The organism is Rhizobium sp. 62_C5_N11_2, from assembly GCF_051811185.1.
Lineage (GTDB): Bacteria > Pseudomonadota > Alphaproteobacteria > Rhizobiales > Rhizobiaceae > Rhizobium > Rhizobium leguminosarum.
The window spans coordinates 354,292-367,886 of sequence record NZ_JBPWPW010000001.1 but is presented as its reverse complement, the minus strand read 5'-3'; the positions used below and the strand labels follow the sequence as shown (position 1 = coordinate 367,886).

General features: G+C 60.8%; 14 protein-coding genes. 4 read left to right on the top strand and 10 right to left on the bottom strand.

The genetic code is table 11. The features are described 5' to 3' along the window. The first annotated feature begins 45 nt into the window (after positions 1 to 45). The 4 genes from fliN (at position 46) to AB8B31_RS01850 (ending at position 3,563) form a co-directional block, all read left to right on the top strand. Positions 46 to 630 (top strand): flagellar motor switch protein FliN, encoded by a 585-nt coding sequence (gene fliN, locus AB8B31_RS01865; RefSeq protein ID WP_047622533.1) that lies wholly within the window; start codon positions 46 to 48, stop codon positions 628 to 630. A 28-nt stretch (positions 631 to 658) separates the two neighbouring features. Beyond that, complete coding sequence (gene fliG / locus AB8B31_RS01860) at positions 659 to 1,699, top strand: flagellar motor switch protein FliG (RefSeq protein WP_003545520.1); 1,041 nt, start codon at positions 659 to 661, stop codon at positions 1,697 to 1,699. 335 nt (positions 1,700 to 2,034) lie between these two features. Then, entirely contained in the window at positions 2,035 to 3,114 is a 1,080-nt protein-coding gene (flhB, locus tag AB8B31_RS01855) for a flagellar biosynthesis protein FlhB (RefSeq protein ID WP_018445817.1), read from the top strand. A gap of 5 nt (positions 3,115 to 3,119) precedes the next feature. Continuing rightward, positions 3,120 to 3,563, top strand: a complete 444-nt coding sequence (locus AB8B31_RS01850; protein WP_130715626.1) for a hypothetical protein — start codon at positions 3,120 to 3,122, stop codon at positions 3,561 to 3,563. Between the two features lie 106 nt (positions 3,564 to 3,669). On the opposite strand, the gene visR is transcribed toward AB8B31_RS01850, so the two are convergent. The 10 genes from visR to AB8B31_RS01800 form a co-directional block, all read right to left on the bottom strand. Further along, positions 3,670 to 4,416 (bottom strand): transcriptional regulator VisR, encoded by a 747-nt coding sequence (gene visR, locus AB8B31_RS01845; protein ID WP_131609406.1) that lies wholly within the window; start codon positions 4,414 to 4,416, stop codon positions 3,670 to 3,672. An 8-nt stretch (positions 4,417 to 4,424) separates the two neighbouring features. Continuing rightward, complete coding sequence (gene visN, locus AB8B31_RS01840) at positions 4,425 to 5,171, bottom strand: transcriptional regulator VisN (protein ID WP_028734030.1); 747 nt, start codon at positions 5,169 to 5,171, stop codon at positions 4,425 to 4,427. 448 nt (positions 5,172 to 5,619) lie between these two features. Further along, entirely contained in the window at positions 5,620 to 7,311 is a 1,692-nt protein-coding gene (gene fliF / locus AB8B31_RS01835) for a flagellar basal-body MS-ring/collar protein FliF (RefSeq protein WP_018244797.1), read from the bottom strand. Between the two features lie 212 nt (positions 7,312 to 7,523). Continuing rightward, entirely contained in the window at positions 7,524 to 7,913 is a 390-nt protein-coding gene (gene cheT, locus AB8B31_RS01830; protein ID WP_018072555.1) for a chemotaxis protein CheT, read from the bottom strand. A 16-nt stretch (positions 7,914 to 7,929) separates the two neighbouring features. Then, on the bottom strand, positions 7,930 to 8,484 hold the full coding sequence (cheD, locus tag AB8B31_RS01825) for a chemoreceptor glutamine deamidase CheD (protein ID WP_018244796.1): 555 nt from the start codon (positions 8,482 to 8,484) through the stop codon (positions 7,930 to 7,932). Further along, positions 8,481 to 8,870 (bottom strand): response regulator, encoded by a 390-nt coding sequence (locus AB8B31_RS01820; RefSeq protein WP_003556488.1) that lies wholly within the window; start codon positions 8,868 to 8,870, stop codon positions 8,481 to 8,483. Before AB8B31_RS01820 ends, cheD begins: the two co-directional genes overlap by 4 nt. Continuing rightward, positions 8,871 to 9,914: a protein-glutamate O-methylesterase CheB gene (gene cheB / locus AB8B31_RS01815; protein WP_018445823.1), complete on the bottom strand. Its 1,044-nt coding sequence runs from the start codon at positions 9,912 to 9,914 to the stop codon at positions 8,871 to 8,873. It lies immediately after the preceding gene. Continuing rightward, the gene (gene cheR, locus AB8B31_RS01810) at positions 9,911 to 10,819 is read right to left on the bottom strand and encodes a protein-glutamate O-methyltransferase CheR (protein ID WP_017992932.1); all 909 of its coding nucleotides are present in this window, start codon (positions 10,817 to 10,819) and stop codon (positions 9,911 to 9,913) included. The genes cheB and cheR overlap by 4 nt, the downstream gene beginning before the upstream one ends. Continuing rightward, positions 10,816 to 11,283, bottom strand: coding sequence for a chemotaxis protein CheW (locus AB8B31_RS01805; protein WP_131609408.1), 468 nt, complete (start codon positions 11,281 to 11,283; stop codon positions 10,816 to 10,818). The genes cheR and AB8B31_RS01805 overlap by 4 nt, the downstream gene beginning before the upstream one ends. 4 nt (positions 11,284 to 11,287) lie before the next feature. Next, a complete protein-coding gene (locus AB8B31_RS01800; RefSeq protein WP_018244794.1) occupies positions 11,288 to 13,579 on the bottom strand; it encodes a chemotaxis protein CheA in 2,292 nt (763 codons plus the stop codon). Positions 13,580 to 13,595 lie beyond the last annotated feature (16 nt).

The window sequence follows — 13,595 nt, the reverse complement described above, 5'->3', positions numbered from 1 at the left end:
CTGCAAAGGCAGTTTGAGGCAAGTTTCAACTGGAATAGTGATTTCATGGCTACGAAGAAAACACAGCAGAACAGCGACCTCTCCCTGGATCTTCCGGGCAGCGAAGCGGATCTCGATCAGGCGATCGACGATCTGCGCGGCGTGCTGAAGCAGGATGCCGACGGCGACCTGTCGCAGTTTGGCGACGACCTGCAGAGCGACCCCTTCGCAGCAGGAACGGACCTGGCGGCCTTTGGCGGCGAGACTTCGGAAACCCCCTTTGGCAGCGACGATTTCGGCGGCGACTTCGGCGGCGGCGATGCCAGCCCGGCTGCCGGCATGGATTTCGGCAGCAGTTCCTTCGAGGCGTCGCCGGCCCCGCTCGGCAGCGCTTTGAATTCCAACTTCGACCTGATCATGGACATCCCGATCGACGTCCAGATCATGCTCGGCACCAGCCGCATGCAGGTCTCCGGCCTGATGAACCTCAATGAAGGGGCGACGATCGCCCTCGACAAGAAGATCGGCGAACCGGTCGAGATCATGGTGAATGGCCGCAGGATTGCCCGCGGCGAAATTACGGTGCTTGATAACGACGACACGCGATTCGGTGTGAAACTGATAGAAGTTTTGAGTACGAAAAAAGCCTGATCCCTGTGTGGGACGGAGAGGTTAGACCATGATGGACTTTGACGATTTCGGCGGCGCGCTAGCCGGGAAACCGTTGACCCAGGCTGAAAAGGCGGCGGCTGTTCTTCTCGCTATGGGAAAGGGAGTCGCCGGCCGGCTGTTGAAGTATTTCACCCAGGCCGAACTGCAGACCATTATCTCATCCGCCCAGTCGCTGCGCGCCATTCCGCCGGACGAGCTGCTGTTGCTCGTCTCCGAGTTCGAAGACCTCTTCACCGAGGGTGCCGGGCTGATGGACAACGCCAAGGCGATCGAGGCCATTCTGGAAGAGGGCCTGACGCCCGACGAAGTCGACAGCCTGCTCGGCCGCCGCACCGCATTCCAGGCCTACGAAACCTCGATCTGGGATCGCCTCAGCGAGGCGGAGCCGACATTCGTCGCACAGTTCCTGCTGCGCGAACATCCGCAGACCGTCGCCTATATTCTTTCGATGATGCCCTCCTCCTTCGGCGCCAAGGTGCTGCTGCAGCTTCCCGACAACCGCCGGGCCGACATCATGAACAGAACGGTCAACATGAAGGCGGTCAGCCCCAAGGCTGCGCAGATCATCGAAAACCAGGTCATGACGCTGCTTGCCGAGGTCGAGGCAGAGCGCAATGCCGCCGGCTCGACGAAGGTCGCCGATCTCATGAACGAGCTCGACAAGCCGCAGGTCGACACGCTGCTCAGCTCGCTCGAATCGATCAGCCGCGAGTCGGTCAACAAGGTTCGCCCGAAGATCTTCCTGTTCGAAGACCTCATGTACATGCCGCAGCGCAGCCGCGTCATGCTGCTCAACGACATCTCGACGGATGTGCTCACCGTCGCGCTGCGCGGGTCGCCCCCCGAGATTCGCGAATCGGTTCTCTCCGCCATCAGCCCACGTCAGCGCCGCATGATCGAATCGGATCTGCAGAGCGGCATGGGCGGCGTCAATCCGCGCGAGATCGCGATTGCCCGCCGCGCCGTGGCGCAGGAGGCGATTCGCCTGGCCAATTCCGGCCAGATCGAGCTCAAGGAAAAGGAAGGCGACGCTTCGGCGGCCGCCTAAAACGCGTCGCAGTGAACTGATTCATGCGACTCGTTTTAGTTCCTTGTTTTATGCACGTCGTTATCCCGAAACCGCTGCACACTTCCAGGCGACATGCATCGGCACGTCGAGACTGTTGACAAATCCGGCATGCCGAAAGGCGGCTGTTGATCGCCGTGCCACAGGCGACTACCCTTCCAGCCATAGACCGCGCTCTAAAGCGCGTCGCATAGAACTCGGTTCCTGCGACGCGCTTTAGATCTTTGTTCTGATGCCTGTCGTTATCGCAAAACCGCTGCACCTTTTTGGGCGGGATGCATTAGCTGCGGCCTATTTCTTTGACGGAGGGCCGCGACTTGGCAGACGATGACAAGGACAGCAAAACAGAAGCCCCAACCGCGAAAAAGCAAAGCGATGCCGCGGAAAAGGGCAACTTGCCGTCTTCGCGCGAACTTTCGATCTTTGCGACGATCCTCGCGACCTTCATTTACCTCGTATTCTTCCTTCCCGACAGCGTCGGACGCATGAGTGAAACGCTGCGCGACATCTTCGAACAGCCCGATCAATGGAAGATCGAGACGGGGCCGGATGTGCTGGCGCTGTTCGGGCGGCTCGGCTGGGCAAGTGCGGCGCTGGTGGCGCCCGCCTTCATCCTGTTCATGGTGTTCGGCATCGCCTCCTCCGTCTTCCAGAATCTGCCGACACTGGTGCTTGAACGCATCCGCCCGCAGGCCTCGCGTATCTCGCCGATCAAAGGCTGGTCACGGCTCTTCAGCGTGCCCGGCCTGGTCGAATTCGGAAAGTCGCTGTTCAAGGTCGTCGTCGTCGGGGTGATCCTGTTCTTCGTGCTCAGGAGCGAATATTTCGGCTCGATCGACGCGATGTTCTCCGATCCGCAGACGATTCTCGTGCGAATGATGGCAGCGATGCGCAAGATCATCATCGTCATGCTGATCGCCACCGCGATCGTGGCAATCGCCGATCTTTTCTGGACGCGCCATCACTGGTTCACCGAGCTGAAGATGACGCGGCACGAGGTGAAGGAAGAAAACAAGCAGGCGCAGGGCGACCCCTTCGTCAAGAGCCGGCAGCGCTCGCTGATGCGCGACCGCGCGCGCCGGCGCATGATCGCCAACGTGCACCGCGCGACGTTGGTGATTGCAAACCCGACGCACTATGCGGTGGCGCTGCGTTACGCGCGTGAAGAGAACGATGCGCCGGTGGTGCTGGCCAAGGGTCAGGACCTTATTGCGCTCAAAATCAGAGAGATTGCCGAGCAGAACGGCATACCGGTGTTCGAGGATCCGCCGCTTGCGCGCTCCATGTTTGCGCAAGTCTCGATCGATAGTGTCATCCCGTCAGTCTTCTATAAGGCGGTTGCGGAGCTCATCCACCGGGTCTACGCCGCAGACGCCAAGAACAAACGGGTCAGATAAGCCGAATGAAAAAATGCCCCCACTCTACCCAGCGTGAAAAGATCCTCGCAGACGCGATCAGCCCGGTCGCCACTGAACTGCGCCTTCTGGATGCTTCTGACCTTATTTCACTGCTGCGCTTCGAGTATTACGGCAATCTTTCCGATCTCGTCGCTTCGGCGGCGGAGCTTTTCTTTCATCCGGGCACGGTGAATTTCGGCCTGGGCGGCAATTATACGCTGGAGTGGGGTGGCAAGCCCGAAGTCGTTCTCGACCTGGAAATCAAACCGCGCGGCGTCACCGTCTACGCGCAGCTCACCCTTGCCGAAGATCACGCCGGCATCGAGATCAATCATATCGCTTTCCAGGATCCCTCGGCCGATCCTGACGAGAACACCATCTTCCTCAAAAAGAGCCTTCGGGAAGCGCGTTACAGCGTGAACCAGCCGCCTCAGTCGCTGGCCGGCTGAGGACTTTCAAGACAACCGAGCTTTCACATCGCCTTGGACCGCAATTCAAAGCATTACAGCGTCGCGCGTCTGAAAAGACGCGCGACGCTGTAAGGACTGCGCGGGTTCAGCTGATGTAACCGAGCCGGATTGCCTTGGCGATCGCCTGGATACGGTTGACGGAATCGAGCTTGATGGTCGCCGAGCCGAGATAGGCGTTCACGGTGTGCACCGACAGGCCAAGCTTGTCGGCAATCTCTTCGCTGATGCGGCCGTCGCCGGCAAGCTGCAGACAGGCGATCTCGCGTTCGCTGAGCGCCTCGGCGGCGGCGGTGCGGCGTTCGTCGAGCGAGAGTAGATCCATCATGATATGGCAGCAGCGACCGTGCAGCTCGACGATGGTATCGCTCGAGGGATCGATCTCATCGCCGGTAAAAAGGATGAAACCGTTGCCGACGGCGCCGAGCCGCACCGGAAAGGCAAGTCCGGAGAAAGGCAGAATACCGTCCTGCAGCCGGGTCATGAACGGCGCGAAGTCCGCCGGACCGGGTGCCGCACGGTCGTAACTGCCGGCCCATGAAAGCGGCAGCAGCGATTTGTCGATATGGTCGAGAAGAATATCGCCATAGGCGTCCGTGAAGGCCTTGCCGAAACCGGCATTGGACGGTCCCCAGTTCTCAAGCTCGCAGACAAGCCGCTGCTTTGCCGGAAGGCCCGAACCGCTGACGCGGAAGATCGCGAATCCTTGCGCATCGACGAGCTTCTGCATCGCGATCAGCCGCGGAAAAAGATCGGACCGGCTGGAAATCCTGCTCACACGCACCATGCGCAGCTGCTCAGCGCTGCTCATCGTCCTGCCTGATGGGTGCCCCATAGATCCCCCTATACGAGATTATTCCGGACGGCGAAAGCAATGGCCTCGGACCGCGTCTTGGTCGCCGTCTTGCGCATCACACTGGTGATGTAGTTGTTGATGGTATTGCGGGAAATTCCGAGGATCATCGCGATCTCGTCGCTGGTCTTGCCCTCGGCAATCCAGAACAGGCATTCCAGTTCCCGGTCCGTCAATTCGAAATCGCGATCGACCCTCGTCCCGCCGCAGCGAAGGAAGCTCGCGACATAACCTGCAAGCAGACCGACATCGCGCAACCGCTCCGGCGAAAGAATGAATCCCTCGCCGAACAGGAACATCAGAGCCAGCCGCGACCGGCCGACATTGAAGGTCACCGAACAATATTGGCGGCTGGCGCCGTCCGGAACTTCGGCACTGTCAGGCAGAAGAGCAAAATTCGGCTGGAAGACCTGCATGCATCTTTCCAGCTCGGTCGACCGGGCATAGCCGCGGACCAGATCATTGGCGATGTCCCTGACCAGGTCGAAGGGCCAATCGGACGAAACGATGAAATCGAGGCCACTTTCCTGGAGGAGATCGCAGCGCGCCAGAAGGTAGTGCGAAGCACCCACGTAGTCCGTCAGTGCGCGCAGGCCAGACTGCAACCTGCCGCTGCTGGTGACACCGTGGAGGCGCTGGAGCAGCTCATCGCGCGGCAACAGATCCGGCACCACCGCACTCGCGAAATTCGCCATCTGCCTCTCGCCTTTGCTCGCCTGAATTACATTCATATCCATTGGCAACGTCCTGCGGCTGAGAAACGATCGAACTCGGTGCAACAGCAATTTTTCTGTAAGGGATTCAATTCAAGTCCCGCTCGAATCCCATTTCGAATCACCTAAGGGTAAGCCAGCCGATGCAAATCACCATCTCCGACTTCTAGGGATTTACTTTCGCTGTCGCCAATGCACTGATTCGATCACTCGTTCCAGCCTTCAAGATATAAGGAGGCTAAGGTGATTCTGGCGGTATCGCAACTTGCTTCGCGTTTTACGCGAGTCCATCTCATCATGTCGCGCTACAGCCGCATTTCAGTGGTCGGGTCTATCGTCTTATTCGAATTCCCGACCCTGAATGTCAGGCCGGGTCTCTCGTATCTGCAGTCACTGCTTTTCAGCAAACAGCGGTTGGGGAATCACGCTTCGGGTACCGACATGAAAAAAGGCCGGTTGCCCGGCCTTTGCTTTACGCTGCGTCGTCGATCGCCCATTTCCTGAGGATTTTCGCGGCGCGTTCCTCGTTGATCTCGACCATACGGGAAAGCTTGCGTTCCGGGCCTTCCTTGACGCGCCGATTGAAGTTTCCATCGTCGTCGCCGAGGCTGAGCAGGTCTTCGGTACTGTCGAAGCCGAAATCGGACCCGAAGCCGTCCATGAGAGCGCCACCGGCGGCGCCTGATGCAGGCGCGAAGTCCGGAAGCTCGAGGCCGGCCGCTTCCGGCGTGGCGTCGCCGAAAGCCGCGGAGCTGCCGTTGCCGCTGACGCTGCGCACCAGCGGCCGCAGACCCATCCAGACCACCACGAAGGCGACAGCGACAAAGGCGAGCGAGTTGATGATGCCGGCAAGGTTGCGGCTCAGCATGTCCATGACGCGGACGCCACCGGTGGCGTCTTCAAGCAGCTGGTTTTCGAGGAAGTCCATGGCCGTGACGGTGACGACGTCGCCGCGCTTGGCGTCGATGCCGGCCGCCGAAGCGACGATCTTCTGCATTTCGGCAAGATAGGCATCAACCTTGGTCTGGTCGGCGGGTTCTCCGACCATCTTGGCGATGCGGCCCTTGTTGACCACCACAGCGATCGAAAGCTTCTCGACCTTATAGCTGTTGCGGGTCGTCGCCGTCGTCTTGCTGTTGATTTCGTAGTTGGTCTGCTCTTCGCGCTTGTCGGATTTGTCCTGCGATTCAGGCCCGGCGGAACCGCCGGCCTCGGGGGCCGCCTGCGGAATGTTCTGCTCGACCGTCGTCGCGCTATCGGACTGCTTCTGCTGTGACTGCTGGGCTTCCTTCGTCGAGCGAACCGAGCGTTCGACCTTGGATTCGGGATCGTAGGTCGTTTCCTGGATCTGCTGGGCGTCCGTGTTGAGATCGGCGGTGACGCTGGAGCGGAAGTTGTCCATGCCGAGGAAGGGTGCCAGCGCCTTGTCGATGTTGGATTCGACTTCCTGCTGAACGTTCTGGACGATGTTGAGCGAGCGGTTCAGCGAGCTGTTGCTCGCCTCGTCGCCGGAAGCGAGCAGCTGGCCGGCGGAATCGAGAATGGTCACGTCATCGACGTCAAGCCCCGGCACAGCCGAGGCGACGAGGTGGCGGATCGAGGTCGCTGCGCTGCGCCCGGTGGTCGCGCTGGCGCGAATCATGACGGAGGCAGTCGGTTTCTGCTCCGCCTTCCGGAAGTTTCCGACCTCCGGCATGACGATGTGGACGCGTGCGGCTGTTATGCCCGAGATCGACTGGATGGTGCGGGCGATTTCGCCTTCCAGCGCCCGAACCCGCGTCACCTCCTGCATGAAGGAGGTCAGGCCGAGAGAGCCGACATTGTCGAAGAGTTCGTAACCGGCATTGGCGCTGTTCGGCAGGCCGCGCTCGGCAAGCATCAAGCGGGCCTTGCCCGTCATCCCCGCGGGGACGCTGATGCTGGTGCCGTCCGTGCCGACCTGGAAATTGATGTTGGCTTCGGCAAGCGCCATGCTGATCTGGTTGAGATCCGGCGAGTCCAGACCGACATAGAGCGTTTCCTGTGCCGGCTTGTTGACGAAAAGGGCAGCAGCAAGGACGATTGCGATAGAGACGGCACCGACGCCTCCAAGAATCATCAGGCGCGTTCGGCCCAAGGCGCCGAAGTTCTTAAATATCTGAACTAATTGATTTAACAGATTCATTCTGTTCTCGCACGATCCGTCAAAGACAAAGCAGGCTTATTGCCTCATCAGACGAATAGTCGGCGAAACTTGTGCGAGCGTTTCGTGGAGAACGGCAGGGCCGAAAAGGTTCCAAAGCATGTCGCGCAAAAGTGTGCAGCGGTTTTGCGAAAACGACATGCGCAAAATGGGCCTAAAGCGCAAGGCGCGAATCTGGAAGATTGCGACGCGCTTTAGAAGAAATCGAAGTCGCCGGCTGCCTTGCTCAATGGCTGGGAATGGCCGTGGCGTGTGGCGCCGCCCAATGCCTTCTGCATCTCTGCCAGCTTGACGAGGCTGAGCGCGGTTGCGACATCGACTGCCCAGCCGTGCGGGATTTCACCGGTGATGGTATCGATAAATTCGGCAAGGCCGCGCGATTTCTGCACTGCCAGATCAATGCCCTGCATGACCTTCATGGCATCCGGCGAATTCAGGATTTCGGCGCCGCCGATTTCGAGAAGCTGCGGCTCGATGCGCTCGATGAGATAGGCGACATCGTGCAGTTCGGACACGATGCGCATCAGGATGTCGCTCAGCGCTTCAACAGGCGCAGGCGGCTCCATCACCGGGTTAAATGTCATATGAAAATCCTCGCCATCAAAAAAATTCGATACTGGTTTCGACGGGCTTCTGCGGAGCGGCGGGACGCTGCTCGAGAGCGACAGTTCTCTGCGTTTCGGCGCCGGTCAGGGGGTATTGCCGCGCACGACCGGAGACCGGCCAATATTCAAGCTTGCGTCCATGCTCTCCACCGGTCGAGGAACCGACCACCGGAATGCCTTCATCCCTCAGGAACTGCACGGCGAAGGCCGCGTTCTGCTCACCGACATTGGAGAATGTCGAGATCGTCTTCGCGCCGCCGAAGATTTTTGCTTCCAGCCGGTCGCGCCGGGCGCCCTGCTTCAGGAGGCCGTTGATCAGCAGTTCCATCAGATGCACGCCGTACCGCGTTGCATCGCCACCTGAAGTCGGCGACGTCGCCGAACCGGGTAGCAGAAAGTGGTTCATGCCGCCGACACCGGCGACAGGATCTCTGAGGCACGCAGCCACGCACGAGCCGAGAATGGTCGAGAGGACCGCATTCGGATCGCTCAGAACCTTGTACTCGCCTTGAATGATGTGCACGCGGCGGGCTGCCCCCTCAGTGATCATTTCAGGGCTCCAAACACGGCTTCGATGGCCGCTTTCATCTTCTCAATCGTGAACGGCTTGGCGAGCACGTTGTTGGCGCCGAGCTGGGCTGCCTTCTGCACCAGCGCGCGGTCGCCCTGGGCGGTCAGGATGATGAAGGCCGCCTTCTTGGTGTTCGGGTTGGTGCGAACAGCCTGCAGGAAGCCGATGCCATCCATCTTCGGCATGTTGAAGTCCGAGATCACCAGGTGGTGCGGCTGCTCGGCCATGATCTTCATGCCCTGCTCGCCGTCGCCGGCCGAGGTGATCTGCTTGAAACCGAGCTGGGTCAGCGCGTCGCTGAGCAGCAACCGGCTCGTTACCTGATCATCGACGATCAGAACTTTGATTTTCTCCGCGATCGACATTTATTCGGTCCCTTCCTTTCGGGCGGCTGTCATTTTCAATATTTCTTCACCGATGGCAGACAGCGGGAGCTGCTGCTCAACGGCGCCAAGTTCGTGAGCAACCCTTGGCATTCCGTAAACGACACAGGTTTTTTCGTTCTGGCCGAGCGTTCTGGCGCCGGCGTGGCGCATTTTCAACAATCCGGCGGCGCCATCGCGGCCCATTCCGGTCAAAATCACACCGACGGCATTGCGGCCCGCCAGTTCCGCGACCGAATCGAAAAGTACGTCCACCGAGGGGCGGTGACCGTTGACCGGTGCCCGGTCAATGAGACGGCAGCACGGCGCCGAGGCGCTGCTGACCTGGAGGTGACGCTCGCCGCCGGGCGCCAGATAGATCTTGCCGATTTCGAGACGGGCACCATCGGTCGCTTCCTGCACCACCGGCGCACAGAGGCGGTTCAGCCGTTCGGCGAAGCTCTTGGTGAAGGTCGGCGGCATATGCTGGGTGATGACGGTGGGCGGGCAATTCGCCGGAAATTTCTGCAGCACGGCAATCAGCGCCTCGACACCGCCGGTCGACGAGCCGATCGCGACGATCTTGCGGCCGACGCGGAAATCGGCGACCGAGGGTGGTGGCGCGACGGCGGCAGCAGGCTGGGAATACTGGCGTTGCGTGCGCGCGGCGGCCTTGACCTTCTCAGCGAGGTCGCCAAACGGCCTGAGTTCGCCCGGCGCCGGCTTGCCGACGCAGTCGAAGGCGCCGATCTCCAGCGCCGCGAGCGTCGCCTCGGCGCCGCGATGGGTCATGGTGGATACCATGATCACCGGCATCGGACGCAGCGTCATGATCTTTTCGAGGAAATCGAGACCGTTCATGTTCGGCATCTCGATGTCGAGCGTCACGACGTCGGGGTTCAGCCGCTTGATCGCCTCGCGCGCTTCCAGCGCATCGCCGGCCTGGCCGATGACGTTGACCTCGGGGTCGGAACTCAGCACGGCGGTGATCAGGCCCCGCATCGTCGGGGAGTCGTCAACAACGAGAACTCTTGCCGGAGCGCTCATGCCTTCCTCCCGAGACCTTTGGCCGTATAGCGATAGGTCGTGATGCCGATATTGTCGAAGACGTGTTTTGCCTCACCCGAAACGCGCTCGGAATGGCCGATATAGAGATGCCCGCCCTCCGGCAGCAGACCGGCGAAACGCTGCCAGATCTTCATCTGCGTCGGCTCGTCGAAATAGATGACGACGTTGCGGCAGAAGATGACGTCGAACTTGCCCTTGAACGGCCATTGCGCCATCAGGTTCAGCTCGTTGTAGGTGATCAGCCGCTTCACGCGGTCGTCGACCTGGAACTTCCTGCGGCCCTGTATCTCGACTTCGCTGAACCATTGCTTGCGCATGGCAGGCGACACGGTTTCAAGCGCGCTCTCGTCATAGGCGCCGGCCCGGGCGATCGCGAGAATCTTCGGATCGATGTCGGTTGCCAGGATCTTGAAGTCGTAGTCCGCGACATTCGGCATCAGCGACAGCACCGTCAGCGCGATCGAATAGGGTTCCTGGCCATCGGAGGAGGCGGCTGACCAGATGCGCACCCTGCCGCCCGATCTCGCCCGCTGCAGAAGTTCCGGCAGGACATGGTCGCGCAGGTGGTCGAAATGGTGGTTCTCGCGGAAGAAGCGGGTAAAGTTGGTGGTCAGGTGCGAAAGCATCTCGCGCCGCGGCGCAGCACCCGCTGGCGAAGCGACGAGGTCGCAATATTCCCGAAAGCCGGACAGACCGAGATTGCGGATATGCTTCGATAGACGCGAATAGACCAGCGACGCCTTCGTCTCGTTGAGGAAGATGCCGGCATCCGAATAGATCATTGCGGCGATCTCAGTGAGGTCGCGGCGCGTCAGCGGATATTCTCCGCTCGCCAGGACCTCGTCGGATCCCTGTCTCTGATCTTTTGCGCCCATTACACTCATGCGGCTTCGCTTTCGGTCTCTGGAAAGAGGGATTCGAGTTCGATCAGGCAGATCATTCGCTTCTCGATGGCGAGAATGCCGCGGGCAAATTGACGCTCGAGTTCGGAGGAGATCTCGGGCGTCGGCTGGATGGTTTCGTCGGTCACCGTCAGGATATCAGAAACGGCGTCGACCAGGAGGCCGACGACCTTACGCCGGACCTGGGCGACGATGATGACATGACGGGCGGTCGGATCGGCCGGCTTCATGCCGAGCCGGGCCGAAAGATCGATGATCGGCAGCACCGCACCGCGCAGGTTGATGACACCCAGCATATAGCCAGGCGAATGCGGCATCGCGGTCGCCGGAGTCCAGCCCCGGATTTCGCGAACCGACATGATGTTCACGCAAAATTCCTGATCCCCGATGCGGAACGCGATCAGCTCGCGATCCCCCTCGTTCAGATTTTTTACAGTGTACGACATTCCCTTAGCCCACCGCTGCTAACGACATTTCCGCTTTGAGCGACTGGCCGCGCGAGGCGCCGACAACTGCGTCGACATCGAGGATGAGAGCCACGCGGCCGTCACCGAGGATTGTGGCGGCAGCAATGCCCGGCACGTGGGTGTAGTTCGCTTCCAGGCTCTTGATGACCACCTGGCGCTGACCCTGGATGGCGTCGACCATCAGGGCGCGCTGGCCGCCGCCTTCGGATTCCACCAGAAGCGCCACGCCCTCGACCGGATTGGCCTGGGTGGCGCGGAAGTTCAGGATGCGGCCGACATCGACCAGCGGGCAGAAGCTGTTGCGGATCGAGATCAGCCGGTGGTTGGCACCGAAGGAATGGATCGCGGCAGCTTCCGGCTGCAGGGTTTCGACGATCGCGGTCAGCGGCACGACCAGCGTCTGGCCGGCGACGGTGACTACCATGCCGTCGAGGACGGCGAGCGTCAGCGGCAGGCTCATGGTGAAGACCGAACCGTGGCCCGGCTTCGAGGTGATGTTGATGCGGCCGCCGAGCGCCTGGATCGAGCGCTTGACGACGTCCATGCCGACGCCGCGGCCGGAGATGTCGGAGATCTTGTCGGCCGTCGAGAAGCCCGGCAGGAAGATCAGGTTGTCGATTTCCTCGTCCGACAGGTTGGCGTCGGCCGGGATGAGGTCGTTGTCGATCGCCTTCTGGCGGACCTTCTCGCGGTTGATGCCGGCGCCGTCGTCGGCAAGCTCGATCAGGATGCGTCCCGAACGATGCTTGGCGGTGAGGCGGACCGTGCCTTCGGTGTTCTTGCCGGCAGCTGCGCGCTTTTCGGGTGTTTCGATGCCGTGGTCGACGGCGTTGCGGATCATGTGGGTCAGCGGCTCGGCCAGCTTGTCGATGACCGTCTTGTCGACTTCGGTGTTTTCACCTTCAGTGATGAGGCGGATCGATTTGCCGGTCATGTCGGCGATTTCGCGGACGATACGCGACATGCGCTGGAACACCGGCTTCACCGGCTGCGCGCGGATCGCCATGACCGAGTCCTGGATCTCGCGGGTGAGCTGCTGCAGCTCTTCGAGGCCCATATTGATCGAGGAGGTGCCGGTCGTGTCATTCTCGATGACACTCTGCGACAGCATCGCCTGGTTGATGACCAATTCGCCGACGAGGTTGATCAGGCGGTCGACACGGTCGAGATCGACGCGGATCGTCTGGCCGGCACCGGCGGCATTGTTCTGGGCGGCAGCACTTGCTGCGGCCGCTGCGGCGGCTGCCGATTCCTTCTTCTCGACGCGGGCGGCGGCTGCGGCCATCTGCGTGACGTTGGAGGCAGTTTCGGCGGCGGCAACGGCTGCGGCCGTCTCCTCGGCCCGCGCGTCTGAGGCGGAAACCTCTTCCGTTGCGCCCGTTTCGTCCAGGATCGACAGATCGAAGGGGACCGGCACCATCGGCAGTTCGTCGTTGCTGGTCGCGTCCGCCCTTGCTTCTTCGACCGGCTTCACCGTCAGTTCGCAATCCCACTCGGCGAATTCGAAGACGGTGCGAATAGCGTCCTCGCCCTTGTCCGTCTTGATCGTGACGTTCCAGAAGAAATAGGCGCCTTCCGGATCGAGTTCCTCGAGGCCCGGCAGCTCATCCGTATTGCAGTAGATGGTCATTTCGCCGAGGCGCGAGAGGTCGCGCAGCAGCAGGGTGGCGTCATTGCCCTTGGAATAGAGTTCGTAGCGCGGCTTGAAGATGACTTCATAGGCCGGCATGCCGCCCGCATCGCCCTCGCCGCCAAAATCGTCAAAGGAAAAAGGGACTGGCTGGAAGCCGCTGTCGTCGGTCGGCTTGGGGGTCGGCGCCGGAGCGGCCGGAGCAGCCTTTGCGGCGGCCTTCGGCGCCGGCGCTTCGGACGATGCCGAGGGAGACGGCAATTCGCCGTTAGCCAACGCCTCGAGTTCCTTGACGAGGCCGCGGCTGCGGCTTTCATCGACGCTGCCGCCGTCGCGTGCGGCGTTCGTCAGGTCGGCGAGCACGTCGGCCGACTTCAGCATCACCTTCAGGACATCCTGGTTCGGCTCAAGCTTGTTGGATCGAACGCAATCGAGAGTGGTCTCGAAAACATGGGCGAAGGCTACCAGATCGTCAAGGCCGAAGGCGCCGGCGCCACCCTTGATCGAATGTACGGCACGGAACACCGCATTGACGGTTTCCGGATCGCGATCGCCATCATTCATTTTCAGAAGACCGGATTCCAGCTCGGCGAGCTGTTCCTCGCACTCCTGGAAAAAGATCTCTTTGATTTCGTTCATATCCATAGGAGCAAATCCTGGG